Here is a 21,572-nt window from a genome sequence, read left to right on the forward strand (position 1 = left end):
GAGGAAGCAAACATGCATCAGTGGATATCGTTACTATCCCAGAATAATGTTGGCAGAGTTCTTGAAAACGAATCGCTAGCCAAATACACCACATGGAAGATCGGCGGTCCTGCGGATGCACTGGTCATTCCCGAGAATAAAGAGCAGATGATGAATCTCATTCAATTGCTTCACACGTATCAGATTCCGTGGATGCAACTTGGACGGGGCTCAAACATGCTGGTGTCAGACAAAGGAATACGTGGTGTTGTGGTGAAACCAGGCGAGGGCTTTGATTATGCCGAATTTCACGAAGGTGGTGTAACTGCCGGAGCGGCGCATTCTTTTGTTAAACTCAGTGTGGTTGCTGCCAAAAAGGAATGGGCCGGTCTGGAATTCGGCAGCGGTATCCCTGGCACTGTCGGTGGAGCTGTGTACATGAATGCAGGCGCGCATGGATCGGATGTGTCACGGATATTCAAATTCGCTGAGATTGTACTGGAGACAGGGGAATTGGTACGTTACAGCAAGGAGGACATGGATTTTGCCTACCGCCACTCTGTTCTGCATGATCGGAGAGGCATCGTGCTGGAAGCTACATTTGAACTCCGGCATGGAGAGCGCAACGTCATTTCGGAAACCATGGCGGCTTACAAAGATCGCCGGCGCCGCACACAGCCACTGCAGATGGCATGTGCAGGTAGTGTATTCCGAAATCCACCGGGTGATCATGCAGCCCGCCTGATTGAAACAGCAGGGCTGAAAGGAATGACCCAGGGAGGCGCACAGGTATCCACCATGCATGCCAATTTCATTGTTAATACAGGCCAAGCAACAGCAGAGGACGTTATCACCCTAATGCAGCAGATACAGAGCACTATATCATCTCAAAACGGTATTAACCTGGTACCGGAAGTCTTCGTAGTGGGTGAGCGGTAAACCCCGGAGGTGATACATTGGACAAATTGGTGATTGAAGGCGGGAAACCCCTCTCAGGATCCATACGCATCCATGGAGCAAAAAATGCCGCTTTACCGATTATGGCCGCAAGTTTGTTGGCAGATGGAGAAGTTACACTGCATAACGTTCCACACTTGCTGGACATTGAAGTGATGCTGTATATCCTGGAACGGCTTGGATGCACGTGTCGGCATGAACAGGGAACAGTGACGATTAATACCTCGTCTATCCGGTCATATGATGTGCCAGAAGATCTAATGAAGCAGATGCGCTCTTCCATTTTTTTGATGGGACCATTGCTGGCTAAGTTTGGGCAAGTGTCAGTGTATCAGCCAGGCGGCTGTGCCATTGGAGAACGCAAAATTGATCTTCACCTCCGGGGCCTGGAAGCGCTCGGAGCTTTGATTGAAGAGCAGGACCAACAGATTATCTGTCATGGGCACAATCTGGTGGGTACAGATATTCATTTGGATTTCCCGAGTGTGGGAGCGACCGAGAATATCATGATGGCAGCCGTTATGGCTAAAGGGACGACAACCATTTGCAACGCGGCAAGAGAACCTGAAATACAGGACCTGCAACACTTTTTGAATGCTATGGGTGCAAGCATTATTGGTGCAGGAACGGATACAATCACGATCAATGGCGTTGAGAAACTGAAGCCTTGTTCCTTTGAGATTATACCGGATCGAATCGTTGCCGGAACTGTGATGATTGCAGCAGCAGCAACGCGAGGCAATGTTACGCTTACACACTGCAATCCTGCTCATCTTACTTCACTTATACATGTATTGAAGCGCACTGGTGTTCAAATCACAGTCTGCAATGATATAATGACGGTGAGCTGTATGAGCCGTCCCAAATCAGTAGACCGTATTGTGACTTCTCCGTATCCTTCGTTTCCGACAGATTTGCAATCGCAAATCATGGTGCTGCTCAGTCTGGCAGACGGATTCAGTGTGATGAAGGAAACGGTATTCGAGGGCCGGTTTAAACATGTGGATGAACTGAATGTGATGGGGGCTGATATTTCAGTCGATCTGAACGCAGCATTTATCCGTGGTGTTCCCCGTCTGTACGGGGCTACAGTAGAAGCAACCGATCTTCGTGCAGGTGCAGCTCTGGTAATTGCTGGTCTGGCTGCTCAAGGCAAAACGGTTGTGGAGCAAGTGCATCATATTGACCGGGGCTACGATCAGATCGAGAAGTTATTCCAAAGTCTTGGAGCATCGGTTGAGCGACAGTCGCCCGTTTCAAAACAGTTGGATTTTGCCAATTAACGTCCTTGGAGTCCCCTTCTTGAAGGGAGGGGACCTGAGGCTTTGTGGAGCGCTACTTATGCCTAAAAGTCAAATTCCGGTTCTGAAGAAGAATCGGCCAAAAGGAAACACAAGCCGCAAAATTGTAATTATTCTCTTATTATTATTTATTGTATTGCTCGCTGTATTATTCTTTCGTTCTTCCATGAGTCGGATTTCGGCAATTGAAATTACGGGTAATGTATATACAGCAACTTCAGAACTGCTGGAGAAAAGCGGGCTGAAAGAAGGCGAACAATTTTTTGGGACAAGTACTGCCGAGGTTATTGAGCGTCTCAAGACCATCAAGGCGATTTCCGCCGTTACCGTGGACAAGCAATTTCCGGGTATTATCCATATCAAGGTTCAGGAATATGCCACGGTTGCTTATGAGCTTGGTTCTGACGGTACGTTAAAAGCGATATTAGCCAGTGGGACAAGCTTGACGGTTCCGGCAACAATTGGTGTTGCTGTGGAGAAGCCCATATTGACCCAATGGAAGGCTGATGATCCACTCAAAGCCAAACTGAGCCAGACACTGGCTAAAATTCCGAATGAATTGACGACGGATATTTCGGAAATTATTCCGAATCCAACGCCTTCATTTCCGGATCAGATTCGGATGTATACCAAATCACAGTTTGAAGTGATTACAACCGTCTCTCTTTTATCGGATAAAGTGGAGTATCTGAATCAGGTGATTGAGACCGAACGGCCTGGGAAAATCACCATGCTTGAGGCAGATACCTATGTCCCTTTCATCCCGGATGACCCGGAAGATGATGCTGAACTAGGAGCAACCCCCTGATCTTTGCCATGATGAGGCTGGACTGAATATGAAAGCCTAGGCAGGTCGGGGTTTGGCCCCGTCAGAGCAATGAAACTTGTTCTTTCTGAGATGAAGAAAAAATGATACACTTGAACTTATGGCACATGAGTTGCCTCCTTCTTTTTTCTTCAATGTTTTATGTCTGGCAACCAGATTTTGACACCCAAAAACATTGTAGAAAAAAGAGGGAAAGCCTGAAGTGTGTTGAATATGTTTTAAGAGTGTTTAAATTCGAACGTAATTTACTATTGGAGTCAGGAGGTGCCACAGACTTGAGCAACAATGACATCATTGTTAGTTTGGACATCGGTACATCCAAAATTCGCGCTATTATTGGGGAAATGAATAATGGAACCTTTAATATTATAGGAGTTGGATCTGCCGACTCGGAGGGAATTCGCAAAGGTGTAATCGTAGATATCGATCAGACGGTGCAGTCGATTCGCAACGCAGTGGATCATGCAGAACGTATGGTAGGTATTCAAATATCCGAAGTGTATGTTGGAATCTCGGGAAATCATATCGGACTGATGAGCAGTCACGGCGTCGTGGCTGTGTCTAACGAGGATCGTGAAATCGGAGAAGAAGACATGGAACGGGTGTTGAAAGCAGCCGAAGTCATTGCAGTTCCGCCGGAACGGGAAATTATTGATGTTGTCGCCAAGCAATATGTTGTAGATGGCTTGGAGGGCATACAGGACCCCCGTGGTATGATTGGTGTTCGTCTGGAAGTTGAAGCAACGATCATTACGGGTGCAAAAACCGCGATACATAATCTTTTGCGCTGCGTGGAAAAAGCGGGTCTGAAAGTAAGCGATCTGGTTCTCATGTCGCTTGGAGCGGGTCAACTGGCTTTGTCCAAAGATGAAAAAACGATGGGTTCAGTGCTTGTTGATATTGGAGCAGGTGCAACAACCATCGCCATTTTTGAAGAAGACAGTCTTGTTGCAACATCAACGTTGCCTATAGGTGGGGAATTCGTAACAAATGATATCGCCTATGGCTTACGCACGTTAACGGATCAGGCAGAGAAGGTGAAACTGAAATATGGCTGCGCCTGGTTGGATGATGCTGCTGCGGATGTGATGTTCAAAGTCACCCGAATTGGCAGTAATGTAGACAAGGAGTTTTCACAGGAGGATCTGGCAGCAATTATTGAACCTAGGGTTCAGGAAATATTCCAGATGATATCCCAAGAAGTGAAGCGTCTTGGTTACAACGAGCTTCCTGGAGGTTATATACTAACGGGAGGTACGGTCTCTATGCCGGGGGTTCTGCAGGTCGCTCAGCATGAGCTTGCTGCTTCGGTACGAGTTGCAGTTCCGGATTATATTGGTGTGCGTGACCCTGGGTTTACAAGCGGAGTCGGCATATTGCACAGTGTAATTCGCAGTTTGCGCATTCGTCCCTCGATCAATAACGGCGGTGGAAATAACAACAACAATAATAACAACAAGAAACCGACCAACCGTCCGAAGCCAAATACGGCACAGGAATCGGAGCAAAAACCCGGTCTGTTCGAGCGGCTGAAGAATATGTTCAGCGAATTTATATAACAGGTTGGATCCATTTCATACATTCTTGAAGCCGTCTGAATGCGCCGGTACTAAAATAAACGCTTTCGTTCGTCGATATATGAAATTGATTCGGTTCAAATCAAAAATTGGACGGGCCATCCATGCACATTGAGGGGGAGATGGAATAATATGTTGGAATTTGATTTCGAGATGGAGAGCTTGGCTCAAATTAAAGTCATCGGTGTAGGCGGCGGCGGAAGCAATGCAGTCAACCGTATGATTGAAAATGGTGTACAAGGTGTTGAATTTATTACGGTAAATACGGATGCTCAGGCGTTACACCTGGCGAAATCCGAGCATAAATTGCAAATCGGTGATAAATTGACTCGTGGTCTTGGTGCTGGTGCCAACCCGGATGTAGGTAAAAAAGCAGCGGAAGAGTCCCGAGATCTGATCATGAACACGTTGAAAGGTGCAGACATGGTATTTGTTACAGCCGGTATGGGTGGCGGTACAGGTACAGGTGCGGCTCCGGTTATTGCCGAAATCGCTAAAGAGTGTGGTGCACTTACCGTTGGTGTCGTAACTCGTCCATTTACATTTGAAGGACGCAAGCGTTCCAGCCATGCAGAGCAAGGTATTGAAGCCCTCAAGGAAAAAGTCGACACACTGATCGTGATTCCTAATGATCGTTTGCTCGAAATCGTAGACAAAAAGACTCCTATGCTTGAAGCATTCCGTCAAGCGGATAACGTACTTCGTCAAGCTGTACAAGGTATCTCTGATTTGATCGCTGTACCGGGTCTGATCAACCTTGACTTTGCTGACGTCAAAACGATTATGCACGAACGTGGTTCAGCCCTTATGGGGATTGGTGAATCAACTGGTGAGAATCGTGCCGCAGAAGCAGCACGGAAAGCCATTATGAGTCCTTTGCTTGAAACTTCTATTGAAGGTGCTCGCGGAGTAATCATGAACATTACGGGTGGCGTTAATCTGTCCCTGTATGAAGTGAACGAAGCGGCAGAGATTGTAACGTCTGCTTCCGACCCGGAAGTGAACATGATCTTTGGTGCCATCATTGACGAAGACCTGAAAGAGGAGATTAAGGTTACAGTTATTGCAACTGGTTTTGAAGATAAACCTGCTCCACCACCACCAGGACGTAAGCCAGCTCCAGCAACAGCGGAGACGACAGATACGCGTTCGCCGAACCTGCGTCCTTTCGGAAATCAGCCGAGCAATGATCAGCTGGATATTCCGACATTTTTACGCAATCGTTCACGCAATAATAACAACGATTAATACGCAAATCAATTTTTTGGAAACCCGGTACTCCTTATGGAGCGACCGGGTTTTTTCTGTTTATTTAGATATCATAGCATACAGCAATGAACAAATTCTGAACAAAGGGCCTGAGCAATTCCGACAAAAAAAGTTGGAACCACACCCCCATGATTAGACAGACTTTGAACAGGGGGCTCCGTATACTTGTGAATATGCTCATGAATATCAGGATATCGGGTACCGGTATTTCGATATGTTGCGCGCAGGCAGGTGAAGACTTTGGTTGTTTATGTGGATCTAATTTTTTTGACAAACCTGTGTATTGACGGTGCACTCATCGGAATGACCGCTTGGATGCGCAAGACAAAGCTGGTTTGGTGGCGATGGTTGCTGTCAGCCATTGTCGGTGCATTATACGTGGTCATGATGTTTGTACCGGAGTTTGATTTTATGTTCACCTTTTTGATCAAGTTCGGGTTCTCGCTGGTCATGCTTACGATTGCTTTTGGTTTTAAAGGTCTGCAGGCTTTTGCGAGGACGCTGGGTACCTTCTATGTGATTAATTTTGTCGCTGCTGGAGGTATTCTGGGTGTGCATTACATGCTTCAGAGCTCCGGTGAGTTGTTTAACGGCATTTGGTTCACGGCTTCTGGCGGTATGTCATTTGATCTGAAAATTGCTTTCTGGTTCACGTTTATCGTATTTTTTGCTGTCCTGTTTTTATTCAAAGCTGTGCAGAGTTCAAAACGGAAAACGGATCGCATGACGACCTATTTGGGCAAAGTTGAGGTCTGCATCGATGAGGTAGTCATTTCTTGTACAGGCCTTCTGGATACGGGCAATCAACTTACAGATCCCTTATCGCGCATGCCGGTCATGGTTATGGAGGTTTCGTTATGGCAAGACATGTTACCTGCTTCATGGAAGGGTAGACTCAAGGACGAAGCGCCGGACAACCTTATTCTGGAGCTTGATCAGGAAAGTTTTCAGTGGCAGGATCGACTGCGGCTGGTGCCTTATCGGGGCATTAACAAAGGGACTGCGTTTATGCTGGCAATGAAGCCGGACCGGGTGAAGGTGACGATGGAGGAAACATGTTATGAGACGACAAGGGTACTTATTGGGCTGGATGGAGGTGTTTTGTCGTCGGATGGGAAATACCAGGCCGTGATTCATCCTGAACTTGTGCAAGACGCTGCTTCTGCGCAGTCTACGGCTCTCTCTGCGGGAGCAACAGAAAAGCCGCTGAATGTGGTATAGGAGGAACGTACATGCTTGTGAAATGGAAACTGGTGGCGCAGCTGCAATATTACCGTCTGTTATTTTTATTGGGACTCAAAAGCGAAGAGATCTATTATATTGGGGGAAGTGAGGCACTTCCGCCGCCATTGACACGGGAAGAGGAAGAGTTTTTGCTGCAAAAATTATCCTCGGGAGACTCGGCCATTCGCGCGATGCTCATTGAGCGCAACCTGCGTCTGGTGGTGTACATTGCACGCAAATTTGAAAACACAGGAATCAATATTGAGGATTTGGTCTCCATTGGAGCCATCGGATTGATTAAGGCAGTGAATACATTTGACCCGGAAAAGAAAATCAAACTGGCAACCTATGCTTCACGTTGTATCGAAAATGAAATTTTGATGTACCTGAGACGTAATAGTAAGATCCGAACTGAAGTTTCTTTTGATGAACCGCTTAACATTGATTGGGATGGAAATGAACTATTATTATCCGATGTATTGGGTACTGAAAACGATACAATCTATCGGAATATTGAAGAGCAGGTAGACCGGAAACTTTTGCACAAGGCACTGGAAAAATTAACGGAGCGCGAGCGAATGATTATGGAGCTTCGTTTTGGCCTGACGGATGGGGAAGAAAAGACACAAAAAGATGTAGCCGATCTCCTCGGAATCTCCCAATCCTACATCTCTCGTCTCGAAAAAAGAATCATTAAAAGACTCCGCAAGGAGTTCAATAAAATGGTCTGAAATACATGATTGGTCAGAATGGGTATTACTGGCAAGGGTGCCAAGTACGAATAAAAAAGCCTGCCCCGGAGATAATGTACATTAATGTTTCTCCTTGGGAGGTAAATCACGATGACCCGAAACAAAGTCGAGATTTGTGGCGTGGACACCGCAAAATTGCCTGTCCTCACCAACACTGAAATGCGGGAATTGTTTCATTCCCTTCAGCAACACCATGATCGCTCAGCAAGAGAGAAATTAGTGAATGGCAACCTGCGTCTTGTGCTCAGTGTCATTCAACGTTTTAACAATCGGGGGGAGTTTGTCGATGATCTGTTCCAGGTTGGTTGCATCGGCCTGATGAAAGCCATTGATAATTTTGATTTATCCCAGAATGTCAAATTTTCAACCTACGCGGTGCCGATGATTATCGGTGAAATCCGTCGATACCTGCGTGACAATAACCCGATTCGGGTATCTCGCTCCTTGAGGGACATTGCTTACAAAGCACTTCAGGTCCGTGACAGCCTGACGAATAAAAATTCCCGGGAACCGACGATATTTGAAATTGCGGAAGTACTGAATGTGCCGAAGGAAGATGTTGTTTTTGCATTGGACGCCATTCAGGACCCGGTCTCGCTCTTCGAACCGATTTATCATGATGGTGGAGATCCGATCTATGTAATGGATCAGATCAGCGATGACAGAAACAAAGATGTGTCATGGATCGAGGAAATTGCACTCCGTGAAGCGATGCATCGTCTTGGTCAGCGGGAAAAAATGATTCTGTCGATGCGGTTTTTCGAAGGGAAAACCCAGATGGAAGTGGCTGATGAAATTGGCATTTCCCAGGCTCAGGTATCACGTCTGGAGAAATCAGCGATACAGCAGATGCAAAAACATGTAAAGTCATAACAGGATGCAAAGGCAGAAGGACGATCAATCGGGGCAGTGTATACCGTTGGTCGTCTTTTTGTTTTGGACTGTTTCCACATTCGATGAAAAACAGGACATTTTTCGCCCCTGAAACATATATTGTATAGAAGCGTGAAGAACGGGCAGAAGAGGAATAACAGGGGGCGGAAATGAATGAAAGTAAATACGAGCGAAATAGCGGCACGAGGCATGAAAATCTCGGACTTTCAGACAAAGGATGTCATTAACATTACCGATGGTAAACGCCTCGGTCAGATCAGTGACTTGGAGCTGGATCTGAAGCAGGGACGAATTGAAGCGATTGTAGTGCCAGGGTACAGCCGTTTTATGGGACTCTTTGGAGGGGGGACGGATCTGGTGATTCCCTGGAGAAACATTGTGAAGATTGGTTCAGATGTGATTCTGGTAAAGATGGATGAGGTGAAGGAAAATGCGTATGACGAGCGTGATCGCGAAGCGCGCCTGTATGATGAACAGCAGCATAACCGTACAGAGCGTGTGGAACGCATTGAACGGTCGGAACGTAATCAGCGTCGAACGATATAAATGAGACAGAATGTGGCTCATTTGGTACACTGGAAGTGGTGAGGTGAGATAATGGAACCCTTTGTATTGGATAAAGAATTACTTGAACGGACCAAGAACCCAAATTCAGATTTCGGTCCTGATCCGTTATTATTATATGTTGAGCCCTGGACACAGCAATTTGAACAACTGTCAGTCGGGTTTACGACGAGGCATGGTGGAGTCGGAAAAGTTCCGTATGCCACGCTCAATTGTGCTTATCATGTGGGGGATGACCCTGAAGTTGTACTTAACAACCGCAGGCTTGTAACCAAGAAGCTTGGCTTTGCAGCAGAAGCATGGACCTGTGGAGAGCAGGTGCATGGAAAACATGTGGCTGTAATTACCGCTGAAGATCGGAGCAGAGGATTACTTGATCGTCAATCTGCGTTGCAGGATACGGATGGATTGGTCACGAATGTGCCTGGCGTGCTGCTGACTTCTTTCTACGCAGACTGTGTTCCGCTTTATTTCTATGACCCTGTGCAGCAGGCGGTAGGTCTTGCTCATGCCGGCTGGAAAGGTACAGTCGCGGGTATCGCTGTATCCATGGTGGAGACGATGGAACGGGAGTATGGCAGCCGTAGGCAGGACATTCGAGCTGCAATCGGTCCGTCGATTGGGGATTGCTGTTATGAAGTGGATGAGGCGGTCATGCAGCATGTAGGGGTTTGGTTTGATGATTCCCCGGTTAATGATGAATACAAGGATTCTGCTTCCAAACAAGTATATCGAGCCGTGAATAACGGTAAAACGATGTTAAACTTGAAAGAATGTAATCGACACATTATGATGAAAGCAGGAATAATGCCGGATCATATCGAATGTACAACATGGTGTACAAGTTGTCATCCCGAACTATTTTTCTCCTATCGGAAGGAAAATGGTGTTACAGGGCGGATGGCGAGCTGGATTGGGCTGGAAGAGAGGTGACCCTCTGTGTCATTGGAGGAGCGTATTCAACAGGTAAATCAGAAGATCGAGGACGCATGTCGGCGCAGTAACCGTCATCGTGATGATGTGAATGTGATTGCGGTCACGAAATATGTCTCACTTGAAACAACGGGATCGGTGCTGAATCATGGTCTTGAGCATATTGGAGAAAACCGGTGGCAGGATGCACAGGCCAAATGGGAAGCTTTTGGTCAGCAGGGTACCTGGCATTTTATCGGTCATTTGCAGACAAATAAGGTGAAGGATGTGATTGGCAAGTTTCGTTACATACATTCACTGGATCGTTTGTCATTGGCGAAGGAGTTGGATAAAAAAGCAGCTTCACTTGGCATCCAAGTGGAAACGTTTTTGCAGGTGAATATTTCGGGTGAAGAGAGCAAGTATGGCTTACAGCCTGAACAGGCAAGTTCTTTTTTGCGTGATATTCGTTCGTTCAACAATCTCAAGGTCGTTGGCCTGATGACCATGGCACCTCATGAGGAAGATCCGGAGCTGACACGTCCCGTATTTCGTGGATTGCGTGAGTTGAGAGATCAATTGAATGGACAAGCCCTTACAGCAGAGCCATTGACTGAGCTGTCAATGGGGATGTCCAATGATTTTGAAGTGGCCATTGAAGAAGGGGCAACCTGGGTACGGCTAGGATCGATTCTCGTAGGAAAAGAGGAGGGTTCACGATGGGCGTAATGAATAAATTTATGAATTTCCTCGGACTTCAGGAAGAGGAAGAGATTGTGGAACGTGAACGAATGGCTGCGCAGGAGGAAAATGAGTCTGAACATCAGGAAGCTGAAACCTCCAGTCTCGATAAACGTAGAAACCAAAGGGGGAATAATGTGGTGAGCATTCATTCCCAGAAAAATGTTAAAGTTGTCCTGTATGAACCGCGTTCTTATGACGAGGCTCAGGAAATTGCCGACCATCTGCGTTCGCATCGTACCGTTGTGGTAAACTTGCAACGAATTCGCCAGGACCAAGCGCTGCGCGTTATTGATTTTTTGAGTGGCACGGTATATGCATTGGGTGGCGGTATTTCCAAAATCGGCGGAAACATTTTTCTCTGTACGCCAGATACGGTTGAAATTCAGGGCTCAATTACGGAAATACTGGCTGACAGCGAGCAAGATTATAACAGAATGAGGTGAGCCACTTTTGTATCAGATTGAAAGCGTGTTGTACACGTTATACCAGATTTACTTTTACATGGTCATTGTCTACATATTGATGTCTTGGCTTCCCAATGCGCGGGAAAGCTTCATCGGGGAATGGCTGGGCAAATTAGTGGAGCCATATCTAAGACCATTCCGTCGATTTATCCCCCCTTTGTTCGGTGTGCTGGATATTTCTCCGATTGTGGCGTTAATCGTTCTGCAACTCGCGCTTAACGGGCTGATCTCTATACTTCGGTATTTTGTATATTAGGGTAGGGTGACATAGATGAGCGGTGAAATTTACGAACATTTTAGCCATGATGAGCGAGATTTCGTAGATAAGGCTTCGGACTGGGTTGAGCGTGCAGGCAAGTATCATGACATGAAGCTAACTGACTTTCTTGACCCAAGACAGGTGTTTATCTTACAAACTCTTGCCAATCGTCGTAATGACGTTCAGATTCGTCTGGATGGTGGTTACGAGGCTGCTGAGCGCAAGCGTGCGCTGGTTGCACCTGATTACATGTATCTGGATGATGAGGATATGGGTATGCAGGTGCTCAGCATCACGTCTGATGATCAGAAAATCTCGGAGCTGGAGCATGGGGACTATATGGGTTCCCTGCTCGGGCTTGGGATGAAACGTGGAAAGATCGGGGATATCCAAGTGCTGGAGGACGGTTGCCATACAGTGGTGGCGGCGGAAACCGGCGCTTTTTTATCGCTTCAACTGAATCAGGTGCATCGGTTACATGTGTTTACAGAGTTACTTCCTTTGGATCAGATGCGATGGTCAGAGAGTAAACTGGAGACGATGGACATTACGGTCGCTTCTCTTCGTTTGGATGGAATCTGCGCAGATGTGTATCGGCTTAGTCGCAGTAAAGTGCTGGTGCCGATCAAAGCTGGTCGCTGCCGTGTGAACTGGAAAGTTGAGGAAGATCCCTCCAAATCGCTAAAAGCGGGTGATGTCGTATCCATTCAGGGATTTGGCCGTTTCAAGGTTATGGAACAGGATGGGATGACCAAAAAAGGGCGCTGCCGAGTGAAAATCGGCAAATTTGCCTGAGTCTGTTGCAGGAAAATCCGCTTTCTTGTCGAAATGTTTATCATAAAGGTGTAGAAAATACGCGGTGTATCCGATATACATTAAGTCAAAGCTTTACATGAACGTTGGAGGATGTAATTCTGATCCTGCATTCCGTATACGTTGCCAAGGTTAGGCACCAACGATACGGCCCCTTGGGTGGTACCCATATGCTGCAAACCTTCTCTGGACGGGAAGGAACTTTAACAGGAGGTGGACAGCATGCCATTAACGCCGCTGGACATACACAACAAGGAATTTTCCCGACGTTTGCGCGGGTATGACGAGGATGAAGTCAATGAATTCCTGGATCAAGTCATCAAAGATTACGAAGGCGTCATTCGCGAGAACAAAGAGCTGAGCAATCAGTTGCTGTCCGTTCAGGAAAAGCTGGATCATTTTGCCACGATTGAAGAGACACTTAGCAAAACGATCATCATTGCGCAGGAAGCTGCTGATGATGTGAAGAACAATGCGAAGAAAGAAGCGTAGTTGATCGTGAAGGAAGCAGAGAAAAATGCAGACCGGATCGTGAACGAATCGCTGGGAAAATCACGCAAAATTGCTTTGGAAGTGGAAGAACTGAAAAAGCAGGCATCGATTTATCGTGCCCGTTTCCGCACGCTTGTTGAAGCGCAGCTTGAACTGTTGACTCAGGATGGTTGGGAAGTGCTGGAGAGCCGGGAGCAGGAAGTGCGTGACCGTGAGCGGGAGATGAAAGAAATTTATTAGTCTGTTGCCTGGTTGACTTTTGTCTGCAAAGAGGCTATAACTATATTCATAATGAATAGTGATTCCATGACGGGTTCAGTACGTTATGATCTCATCCCTCAGAGAGTTGGTGGTTGGTGCAAACCAATGGATGAGTTATAGCCGAATATCTCCCCGGAGAAGTGACGCTGAAGCGGTGATCGTGATTGCCGTGTGTAAGCCGAACCGTAAGCCGTACGTTATAACGGCACCCTGCGGTAGTATAGTGGGGCATAAGCGCTGTTGATGACAGAGCATACCCAGGCTTGCCTGGATGTGGTTTGTGATGAACAGAATTAGGGTGGTAACGCGAGTATAGCCTCGTCCCTTTCCAGGGACGGGGCTTTTTTGTGTCCAAAAAAGGCGAACGCCCATGAGTCCCGAAGGGACTTCAGGGAGAGAGCCGCCTGCCGGGGGAGCGAAGCACCCGGCAGCCGGGGTTTCGCTAAGGCGAACGTCCATGAGGCCCAAAGGTGCCTCAAGGAGAGAGCCAACCGCCGGGAAAGCGAAGCACCCGGCAACCGGGGTTTCGCCAAGGCGAACGCTCATGAGGCCCGAAGGTGCCTCAAGGAGAGAGCCACCCGCCAGGGGAGCGAAGTACCCGGCAACACCCGCCTCGCGGTAAGGCCATGCGGCGTTCACGCAGGGAATAGCCGCAAAATGGCCGCCACCACGCACATAAACCCTCGCCCATAAGCGCAACTATCCCCCAACGACAACCCATTCCGGGTGTCCAGAGGGCGGAGCGCCTATGGGGTCCCCCTTGGCAAGGGGGATTTAGGGGGATTGAAACGCTTTTTGTGGACGGTCCACAATCCAACCAAAGAAAGGGAAGATAATCATCATGCAACGAGTTGACGTCAAAGAGAAGGCACGTGCCAGAGAATTACGCGTGTTGGACAAATGGAAAACGGAGAATACATTCAAAAGATCCATCGAAAACCGGGAGGGCAAGCCAAACTTCGTATTTTATGAAGGGCCGCCTACAGCGAACGGTAAACCACATATCGGTCACGTACTGGGACGGGTAATCAAGGACTTTGTTGGTCGTTATAACACGATGAAGGGTTACCGTGTTGTGCGTAAAGCAGGCTGGGATACACATGGTCTGCCTGTAGAACTGGGTGTACAGAAGAAGCTTGGTATCTCCCACAAGTGGGAAATCGAAGACTACGGCGTGGAGAAATTCATTAACGAATGTAAAGCGAGCGTATTCGAGTACGAGCAACAATGGCGTGATCTGACAGAAGGTATCGGATATTGGACGGATATGGATAACCCGTATATCACCCTTGATAACAACTACATCGAGAGTGTATGGAATATCCTGGCGACGATCCATGAGAAAGGCCTGTTGTATCGTGGTCACCGTGTGAGTCCGTATTGCCCATCTTGCCAGACAACACTGAGTTCCCATGAAGTTGCACAAGGGTACAAAGACGTCAAAGACCTGAGCGCTACAGCGAAATTCAAACTGAATGACAGCGGAGAATTTGTACTGGCTTGGACAACAACACCTTGGACGCTGCCTTCACACGTAGCACTTGCCGTGAATCCGGATATGGATTACTCCCGTGTTCGTCAAGGTGATGAAGTGTACATCATGGCAACCAATCTGGTTGAAAAAGTGATGAAAGATACCAAGGGTGAGTATGAGATCATCGGTGCACTGAAAGGTGCCGAATTGGTTGGCAAAACGTATGATCCTCCGTTCAACTACGTTCAGGCTGAGAAAGCCAACATCATTCTGGGTGCAGGCTTTGTAACGGATGCAAGTGGTACGGGTATCGTACACATGGCTCCTGCCCATGGTGAAGATGACTACCGAGTATGCCGTGAGAATGGGATCAGCTTTGTGAACATGGTGGACCTGGAAGGTAAATTTGTCGCTGAGGTTACTGACTTTGCCGGACGTTTCGTGAAGGATTGTGATATTGATATCGTGCGATATCTGTCTGAAAATGGACGTTTGTTCAGCAAAGAAAAATATGAGCACAGCTATCCATTCTGCTGGCGTTGTGATACGCCACTTCTGTACTATGCAATGGACAGCTGGTTCATCCAAACAACAGCCATCAAGGACCAATTGATTGCCAACAACAGTGAAGTGGATTGGTACCCGGGTCATGTTCGTGAGGGTCGCTTCGGGAAATTCCTTGAGGATTTGGTGGATTGGAACATCAGCCGTGATCGCTATTGGGGAACTCCGCTGAACATCTGGGTGTGCGAGGAGACTGGCGAACAATTTGCTCCACACAGCATTGCAGAATTGCGTGCCCGTGCGGTAGGTGATGTGCCTGAGAATCTTGAATTGCATAAACCGTATGTGGATGACGTTAAAGTCATGAGCTCTTGTGGCAAATATGAAATGAAACGTACACCGGAAGTGATCGATGTCTGGTTCGACAGCGGCTCCATGCCGTTTGCCCAGCAGCACTATCCATTTGAAAATAAAGAAGTCTTCGAACAGCAGTATCCTGCTGATATGATCTGTGAGGGAATTGACCAGACACGTGGCTGGTTCTACAGCTTGCTGGCGGTTTCCACCCTTTTGACAGGCAAAGCGCCTTACAAAGCGGTTATGGCTACAGGACACGTTCTGGATGAGAACGGACAGAAGATGTCCAAATCCAAAGGTAACGTTATCGATCCTTGGGAAGTGATTGAAGAGTACGGTACAGATGCATTCCGCTGGGCTTTGTTGTCTGACAGTGCACCGTGGAACAGCAAACGTTTCTCCAAAGGTATCGTAGGCGAAGCCAAATCCAAAATGGTGGATACGCTGGTTAACACCCATGCATTCCTGACGCTTTATGCTACCATTGATGGATTTGATCCACAGGAGCACCCGTTCCAACTGTCCGCACACAAGCTGGATCGCTGGATTCTGTCGAGACTGAACAGCCTGATCCTGGTTGTAGAAAAAGCGTTGCTGGTTAACGACTATCTGAACTCTTCTAAAGCGATTGAAGCATTTGTTGATGAGTTGAGTAACTGGTATATCCGTCGTTCCCGTGACCGTTTCTGGGGAAGTGGCCTGACAGACGATAAACTGGACGCTTATCGTACATTGACTGAAGTACTGGTGACTACTGCGAAGTTGGTTGCTCCGTTCACACCGATGCTGGCAGAAGACATCTATCTGAACCTTGCAACAGGCGAGAGTGTGCACATGGAAGACTATCCGGTAGCTAATGAAGCGCTGATTGATGCAGGACTGGAACAGGATATGGAGACGGCTCGCCGCGTGGTTGAACTTGCCCGTAACGTTCGTAACGAAACAGGCATCAAGACACGTCAGCCGCTGTCCGAATTGATCGTTTCTTTGGATAAAGGGTTTGACCTGGCAAGTTATGAAGAGATCATCAAGGAAGAGATCAATGTAAAAGGAATCCGTACGGAGCATAATGATGCGGAATTCGTTGACTTTACATTGAAGCTGAACCTGAAAGTTGCAGGTAAGAAATACGGTAAAAACGTAGGATTCCTGCAAAACTTCTTCAAGGGAATGTCGGCCGATGAGACGCGTAAAGTGGTTTCGGAGGGTGTGCTGAACATCGTTTCTCCGGAAGGCGAAGAGCTGCAAGTGACAAGCGAAGAATTATTGGTTGATAAACAGGCCAAGTCAGGTTTTGCTTCAGCATCAGGTTACGGTCTGACGGTTGCGCTCAATACCGAAATCACGCCAGCATTGGAACAGGAAGGCTGGGTCCGTGAAGTGGTTCGTGCTGTGCAGGATACCCGGAAACGATTGGATCTGCCGATTGAGAAAAGAGTACGTTTGACACTGGATGTGGATGCATCCCTTCAGGAAGCTATTCAGGCGTTTGATGATGTATTGCGTGAGAATGTTCTCGTAACCGAAGTGACATTTGGCACAAATGAGGCCATGGAACGTGTTGAAGCCGGAGGCAAATCGATCGGTATTTACATCGAAGCGTAATTCGGAGCATCACCCATTCAACAGGGATAGAATATAGAGAATAAACAAACGAGCCGCAGATAAAGGGACATATTCCCTGTATCTGGGCTCGTTTGTTTTTTAGGCAAAAAGGCAATGATCTATAGTGCAGTCAATCTATATTGATCAAAGGAACTGACCAAAACATGAGCGAACATGACAAGCAAACCGTATCCACTTCACAACAATCAAAATCAGATAATCTCAATTCCCATGACAAAATTGAAGAGTTACATACCCTGACGAACCGTCTGGCTAATGAACTGGAACGTTCAAGAATAGCGCAATACACAGAATTGCTGAACAGACCATGGAAATTGATCGGACTTAACCTGTTGTCTGGAGCCGCACGAGGTGTGGGGATTGCGATTGGGTTTACCTTTTTCGCAGCAACGATTATTTACGTTTTGCAGCTACTTGGGGCGCTCAATCTTCCCATTGTTGGAGATTACATCGCAGATATTGTGCGCATTGTCCAGCGTCAGCTGGATATGAACACCTACTAAGAGATTAAAGGTGAAAGATATCAAAGTGCATTTAGTACATTTCATCCGTCTCCATATCCGGTTCTAACAGACCCTCGCCCTCACGGTTCTCCAGGTACTGGCGATATTGCCGATTGCGCACGATGGAGACGTCATGACCATAGATGTCCGTGGCAACAAAGCTTTCGTACGCTTCAACGCAGCCTTCTACTTCATCGGTGGCTTCAATCGCCATAACATCATAGCTGTCGATATCGCGTCCCTCAGCCATGGCTGGTGAGTTCGATGTGCCCCAGCTTTCAACAATCTGCCAGGTGTCTTCACCATCGAAGCCATTTTGATCATCACGCTCGTCCAGACTGGTTCGACCAAATGCCGGGGCAAGGAACTCTTCCTCTACAGGACGGTTTTCGGAGACAACGGTTTCCGGTTGATGTTTTTTGCAGTATTTGGTGTAGGGAACAGCTTCCATGCGTTCATAAGGGATGGGTTGCTGGCAGACCGCACATGTACCGTAATGTCCTTCTTCGATGGAGTGCAGTGCAGAATCGATTCGTTCCAATTGGAATTCATCATGTTCCAGCAGGGAAATATCTTTCTCGCGTTCATACACCTCCGTAGCTATGTCACCAGGATGATTATCAATCGGTGATAACTCACCTGTCTGTAGTTTAAGGGAGTCTCCAAGGCCATAATGCTCGTTTTCCGAAAGTCTATGTTCAATATCGCGCTTATCGGACATCAGTTGGGAACGTAAAAATTGCAGTTGTTCGGTAGTAAAATGTGACATGATTTTCCCCTTTCTGATTTCATGCTGGAATCCGGATTTTGACTCTATTGTAGGATGTGCCATTATGGGCAAGATTACAGAAGGGAAATGTTATCGTTTTTGCCATAAGCATTGTGATATAGCCACGTCGTGGACGATTTCCAAACAGCTGTGCTACAATAAACAAGTCTGGCGTAAGCCTGGTATCGTTTGGAAAAGACAAGAACGGAGTGACAAACAAACGTGGTGTATTATATCCTCGCTTTTATCGTATTTTTATTGGATCAGGGAACCAAGTATCTGATTGCAACCCGGATGGAACTCAGAGAAGAAATTCCGGTCATTGGCAATTTCTTTGTCATCACATCACATCGTAACTCAGGAGCAGCATTTGGCATTCTGCAAGACCAGCGTTGGTTCTTTATCGTGGTTACGTTGATTGTGGTCGTTGCCTTGATTTGGTATTTGCAAAAGGTAAAAGATACCCCGCACAAATTGCTGCCTTTGGCGCTTAGTTTGGTGCTTGGTGGAGCAATTGGCAACTTCCTTGACCGGGCATTAACCGGAGAAGTTGTAGATTTTGTGCAACTTAATTTTGGAAGTTATACGTTTCCCATTTTTAACATCGCCGATTCGGCAATCTGCATCGGTGTAGCGTTGATCATTGTGGAGACGTTGCTTGAAGGACGGCGCGAAAAAGCAGCCGCGAAGATTGAAGGGAATGAACATCATGAGTAATCCGAATCAGGAACAGATTAACGACGAAGAACTAATGAATGGCAATGAACGTATGGAATGGACAGTTGCCGCTGAACATAAAAAAGAACGAATTGACAAATATATTACGGAAGCTGTGGATAACGTATCTCGCTCCCAGGTTCAATTGTGGATCGGAGACGGGATGGTTACGGTAAATGGTGCTGTTGTCAAAGCCAATGCCAAGTTATCCGAAGGTGATCTGATTGAACTACAGATTCCTGAACCGGCTGCCGTTGAGATCGTTGCCGAAGATATTCCGCTGGAAGTGGTATATGAAGACAGCGACCTGATCGTGATTAACAAACAGCGTGGTCTTGTAGTGCATCCGGCACCAGGACATACGTCGGGTACCCTCGTTAATGCACTCATGTATCACTGCAAAGACCTCTCGGGTATTAATGGGGAGTTGCGCCCGGGTATTGTGCATCGTATCGATAAGGATACATCCGGCCTAATCATGGCTGCCAAGAACGATCGTGCTCATGCATCACTGGCTGCTCAGTTGAAGGACCATACGGTGAACAGACGGTATATTGCGCTTGTTCATGGTCACCTTAACCATGATCAGGGGACCATTGATGCACCGATTGGACGGGATACCAATGACCGCAAAATGTATACGGTCACGGAACGTAACAGTAAACATGCCGTTACGCATTTTACCGTTACAGAGAGGATTAATGATTATACCTTGCTGGAATTGAAACTGGAGACAGGACGTACTCACCAGATTCGGGTTCACATGAAATTTATTGGTCACCCGCTTGTAGGAGATCCAACTTATGGACGGAATAAAGGCATCAAAATGCAAGGACAGGCTCTTCATGCGGCTATTCTTGGATTTGTGCATCCAACAACGGGAGAATACCTTGAATTTTCAGCTCCGATTCCGCAAGATATGGAAGACGTGCTTGCCTCGCTACGCAGTCGTTAACAGCTCCAAGAAAGTACAAATGTTCGGATACTTTGTCCATGGCTTTGATCACGCAAATGCTTCATATTAAAGTGTAGAAATTTGCGTCAAATGAGGAGATGAACAACGTTATGAGTATCGATAAATATCAAGAAACTTACATTCAGACTAATTTTGCCGACCGTATCGGTGGCTCCAACTATGGTAAAGACACGAACATTTATAAATTCGAGAAAATCAAACGTGCCAAAGCTTCGGCCAAAAAAGATTTTCCTGATGTGGAACTGATTGACCTTGGTGTAGGTGAACCGGATGAAATGGCTGATGCAGGCATTGTAGCTGCACTTGCAGAAGAAGCTTCCAGACCTGAGAACCGTGGTTATGCCGACAATGGTATTCCTGAATTCAAAGCTGCTGCTGCTTCTTACCTGAAAAACGTATTCAACGTAGAAGGTATCGATGCAGATACTGAAATCGTGCACTCCATTGGTTCCAAACCGGCTTTGGCGATGATGCCTTCATGCTTCATCAATCCGGGTGATGTGACGATCATGACCGTTCCAGGTTACCCGGTTATGGGTACACATACGAAGTATCTGGGTGGAGAAGTGTTCAACATTCAATTGACGAAAGAGAACAACTTCCTGCCTGATCTGACGGTGATTCCGGAAGACATCGCAAAACGTGCGAAGTTGCTCTACCTGAATTACCCGAATAACCCGACAGGCGCAAGTGCGACGGTGGAGTTCTTCACTGAAGTCGTGGAATGGGCTAAGAAATACAATGTTGTGGTTGTACATGATGCTCCATACGCAGCATTAACGTATGATAGCAAAAAACCGTTCAGCTTCCTGTCGGTACCTGGAGCGAAGGATGTCGGCGTAGAGCTGCACTCTTTATCCAAGTCCTACAACATGACAGGTTGGAGAATCGGATTCGTAGCGGGTAACCCGCTTGTAGTCAAAGCATTCAGCGACGTGAAGGACAACAATGACTCCGGTCAGTTCATCGCGATTCAAAAGGCTGCTGCTTATGGATTGAATCACCCTGAAATTACGGAAAAAATTGCAGAGAAATATTCCCGTCGTCACGACATGCTCGTTGCCGCATTGAATGAACTGGGCTTCCAGGCTGAAAAACCCAAAGGTTCATTCTTCCTGTATGTAGAAGCACCAAAAGGAGTGGTTGGCGGACGTCGCTTCGAATCCGGCGAAGATTTCTCCCAATTCCTGATCCGTGAGAAACTGATCTCATCCGTACCTTGGGATGATGCTGGTAACTTTGTTCGTTTCTCCGTAACCTTTGAAGCGAAGGGTGAAGAAGAAGAGAAACGTGTTATTGCTGAAATCAAACGTCGACTGAGCGACGTACAATTTGAATTTTAATCGCATTACCCAATA

At 47.0% G+C, this 21,572-nt stretch carries 20 protein-coding genes, 1 pseudogene and 1 other annotated feature; of the genes and pseudogenes, 20 read left to right on the forward strand and 1 reads right to left on the reverse strand.

Annotation, left to right across the window (positions count from 1 at the left end; translation table 11 throughout):
- Positions 1 to 12 precede the first annotated feature (12 nt).
- From murB to FE296_RS11205, 17 genes and pseudogenes are all read left to right on the forward strand, one after another.
- Complete coding sequence (murB, locus tag FE296_RS11125; protein WP_150364973.1) at positions 13 to 918, forward strand: UDP-N-acetylmuramate dehydrogenase; 906 nt, start codon at positions 13 to 15, stop codon at positions 916 to 918.
- 17 nt (positions 919 to 935) lie between these two features.
- Complete coding sequence (murA, locus tag FE296_RS11130; RefSeq protein WP_150364974.1) at positions 936 to 2,219, forward strand: UDP-N-acetylglucosamine 1-carboxyvinyltransferase; 1,284 nt, start codon at positions 936 to 938, stop codon at positions 2,217 to 2,219.
- Positions 2,220 to 2,277: 58 nt separating this feature from the next.
- Positions 2,278 to 3,045, forward strand: coding sequence for a cell division protein FtsQ/DivIB (locus tag FE296_RS11135; protein WP_124116023.1), 768 nt, complete (start codon positions 2,278 to 2,280; stop codon positions 3,043 to 3,045).
- A gap of 293 nt (positions 3,046 to 3,338) precedes the next feature.
- Entirely contained in the window at positions 3,339 to 4,622 is a 1,284-nt protein-coding gene (gene ftsA / locus FE296_RS11140) for a cell division protein FtsA (RefSeq protein ID WP_036614863.1), read from the forward strand.
- Positions 4,623 to 4,772: 150 nt separating this feature from the next.
- Positions 4,773 to 5,888, forward strand: coding sequence for a cell division protein FtsZ (gene ftsZ / locus FE296_RS11145; protein WP_017687306.1), 1,116 nt, complete (start codon positions 4,773 to 4,775; stop codon positions 5,886 to 5,888).
- 261 nt (positions 5,889 to 6,149) lie between these two features.
- A complete protein-coding gene (gene spoIIGA, locus FE296_RS11150; RefSeq protein ID WP_091014080.1) occupies positions 6,150 to 7,130 on the forward strand; it encodes a sigma-E processing peptidase SpoIIGA in 981 nt (326 codons plus the stop codon).
- A gap of 11 nt (positions 7,131 to 7,141) precedes the next feature.
- Complete coding sequence (sigE, locus tag FE296_RS11155) at positions 7,142 to 7,864, forward strand: RNA polymerase sporulation sigma factor SigE (protein ID WP_017687308.1); 723 nt, start codon at positions 7,142 to 7,144, stop codon at positions 7,862 to 7,864.
- Between the two features lie 111 nt (positions 7,865 to 7,975).
- Positions 7,976 to 8,758: an RNA polymerase sporulation sigma factor SigG gene (gene sigG / locus FE296_RS11160; protein WP_017687309.1), complete on the forward strand. Its 783-nt coding sequence runs from the start codon at positions 7,976 to 7,978 to the stop codon at positions 8,756 to 8,758.
- 174 nt (positions 8,759 to 8,932) lie between these two features.
- Positions 8,933 to 9,325 (forward strand): YlmC/YmxH family sporulation protein, encoded by a 393-nt coding sequence (locus tag FE296_RS11165; RefSeq protein WP_167483680.1) that lies wholly within the window; start codon positions 8,933 to 8,935, stop codon positions 9,323 to 9,325.
- A 51-nt stretch (positions 9,326 to 9,376) separates the two neighbouring features.
- Entirely contained in the window at positions 9,377 to 10,276 is a 900-nt protein-coding gene (gene pgeF / locus FE296_RS11170; protein WP_150364975.1) for a peptidoglycan editing factor PgeF, read from the forward strand.
- Between the two features lie 6 nt (positions 10,277 to 10,282).
- Complete coding sequence (locus tag FE296_RS11175; RefSeq protein ID WP_017687312.1) at positions 10,283 to 10,984, forward strand: YggS family pyridoxal phosphate-dependent enzyme; 702 nt, start codon at positions 10,283 to 10,285, stop codon at positions 10,982 to 10,984.
- Entirely contained in the window at positions 10,975 to 11,442 is a 468-nt protein-coding gene (locus FE296_RS11180; protein WP_017687313.1) for a cell division protein SepF, read from the forward strand. Before FE296_RS11175 ends, FE296_RS11180 begins: the two co-directional genes overlap by 10 nt.
- A 7-nt stretch (positions 11,443 to 11,449) precedes the next feature.
- The gene (locus FE296_RS11185) at positions 11,450 to 11,719 is read left to right on the forward strand and encodes a YggT family protein (RefSeq protein WP_260632824.1); all 270 of its coding nucleotides are present in this window, start codon (positions 11,450 to 11,452) and stop codon (positions 11,717 to 11,719) included.
- 15 nt (positions 11,720 to 11,734) lie between these two features.
- A complete protein-coding gene (locus tag FE296_RS11190; RefSeq protein WP_091014083.1) occupies positions 11,735 to 12,517 on the forward strand; it encodes a YlmH family RNA-binding protein in 783 nt (260 codons plus the stop codon).
- Positions 12,518 to 12,757: 240 nt separating this feature from the next.
- Positions 12,758 to 13,267 (forward strand): annotated as a pseudogene (locus FE296_RS11195) (DivIVA domain-containing protein).
- A gap of 57 nt (positions 13,268 to 13,324) precedes the next feature.
- Positions 13,325 to 13,617, forward strand: a binding site (T-box leader).
- Positions 13,618 to 14,129: 512 nt separating this feature from the next.
- Positions 14,130 to 17,228: an isoleucine--tRNA ligase gene (ileS, locus tag FE296_RS11200; RefSeq protein WP_150364976.1), complete on the forward strand. Its 3,099-nt coding sequence runs from the start codon at positions 14,130 to 14,132 to the stop codon at positions 17,226 to 17,228.
- Positions 17,229 to 17,392: 164 nt separating this feature from the next.
- Positions 17,393 to 17,752 (forward strand): DUF5665 domain-containing protein, encoded by a 360-nt coding sequence (locus tag FE296_RS11205; protein WP_150364977.1) that lies wholly within the window; start codon positions 17,393 to 17,395, stop codon positions 17,750 to 17,752.
- A 31-nt stretch (positions 17,753 to 17,783) separates the two neighbouring features.
- On the opposite strand, the gene FE296_RS11210 is transcribed toward FE296_RS11205, so the two are convergent.
- Positions 17,784 to 18,521 carry a TraR/DksA C4-type zinc finger protein gene (locus tag FE296_RS11210; protein ID WP_150364978.1) on the reverse strand — a complete coding sequence of 246 codons (738 nt, stop codon included), beginning with the start codon at positions 18,519 to 18,521 and terminating at the stop codon, positions 17,784 to 17,786.
- 222 nt (positions 18,522 to 18,743) lie between these two features.
- Here FE296_RS11210 and lspA point away from each other — a divergent pair, with 222 nt between their 5' ends.
- From lspA to FE296_RS11225, 3 genes are all read left to right on the forward strand, one after another.
- A complete protein-coding gene (lspA, locus tag FE296_RS11215; RefSeq protein ID WP_150364979.1) occupies positions 18,744 to 19,238 on the forward strand; it encodes a signal peptidase II in 495 nt (164 codons plus the stop codon).
- Positions 19,231 to 20,193, forward strand: a complete 963-nt coding sequence (locus FE296_RS11220; protein WP_411860576.1) for an RluA family pseudouridine synthase — start codon at positions 19,231 to 19,233, stop codon at positions 20,191 to 20,193. Before lspA ends, FE296_RS11220 begins: the two co-directional genes overlap by 8 nt.
- A gap of 110 nt (positions 20,194 to 20,303) precedes the next feature.
- The gene (locus FE296_RS11225) at positions 20,304 to 21,557 is read left to right on the forward strand and encodes an LL-diaminopimelate aminotransferase (RefSeq protein ID WP_150364980.1); all 1,254 of its coding nucleotides are present in this window, start codon (positions 20,304 to 20,306) and stop codon (positions 21,555 to 21,557) included.
- The last annotated feature ends 15 nt before the right edge of the window (positions 21,558 to 21,572 follow it).

The sequence above is a fragment of the Paenibacillus sp. UASWS1643 genome (assembly GCF_008693195.1).
Classification (GTDB): Bacteria; Bacillota; Bacilli; order Paenibacillales; family Paenibacillaceae; genus Paenibacillus; species Paenibacillus amylolyticus_B.

Bases quoted from the DNA above. Each gene is read 5' to 3' on its own strand.
- murB (WP_150364973.1), top strand. From the start codon at position 13: ATGCATCAGTGGATATCGTTACTATCCCAGAATAATGTTGGCAGAGTT.
- FE296_RS11135 (WP_124116023.1), top strand. From the start codon at position 2,278: ATGCCTAAAAGTCAAATTCCGGTTCTGAAGAAGAATCGGCCAAAAGGA.
- ftsZ (WP_017687306.1), top strand. From the start codon at position 4,773: ATGTTGGAATTTGATTTCGAGATGGAGAGCTTGGCTCAAATTAAAGTC.
- sigE (WP_017687308.1), top strand. From the start codon at position 7,142: ATGCTTGTGAAATGGAAACTGGTGGCGCAGCTGCAATATTACCGTCTG.
- sigG (WP_017687309.1), top strand. From the start codon at position 7,976: ATGACCCGAAACAAAGTCGAGATTTGTGGCGTGGACACCGCAAAATTG.
- FE296_RS11165 (WP_167483680.1), top strand. From the start codon at position 8,933: ATGAAAGTAAATACGAGCGAAATAGCGGCACGAGGCATGAAAATCTCG.
- pgeF (WP_150364975.1), top strand. From the start codon at position 9,377: ATGGAACCCTTTGTATTGGATAAAGAATTACTTGAACGGACCAAGAAC.
- FE296_RS11180 (WP_017687313.1), top strand. From the start codon at position 10,975: ATGGGCGTAATGAATAAATTTATGAATTTCCTCGGACTTCAGGAAGAG.
- FE296_RS11190 (WP_091014083.1), top strand. From the start codon at position 11,735: ATGAGCGGTGAAATTTACGAACATTTTAGCCATGATGAGCGAGATTTC.
- ileS (WP_150364976.1), top strand. From the start codon at position 14,130: ATGCAACGAGTTGACGTCAAAGAGAAGGCACGTGCCAGAGAATTACGC.
- FE296_RS11205 (WP_150364977.1), top strand. From the start codon at position 17,393: ATGAGCGAACATGACAAGCAAACCGTATCCACTTCACAACAATCAAAA.
- FE296_RS11210 (WP_150364978.1), bottom strand. From the start codon at position 18,521: ATGTCACATTTTACTACCGAACAACTGCAATTTTTACGTTCCCAACTG.
- FE296_RS11220 (WP_411860576.1), top strand. From the start codon at position 19,231: ATGAGTAATCCGAATCAGGAACAGATTAACGACGAAGAACTAATGAAT.
- FE296_RS11225 (WP_150364980.1), top strand. From the start codon at position 20,304: ATGAGTATCGATAAATATCAAGAAACTTACATTCAGACTAATTTTGCC.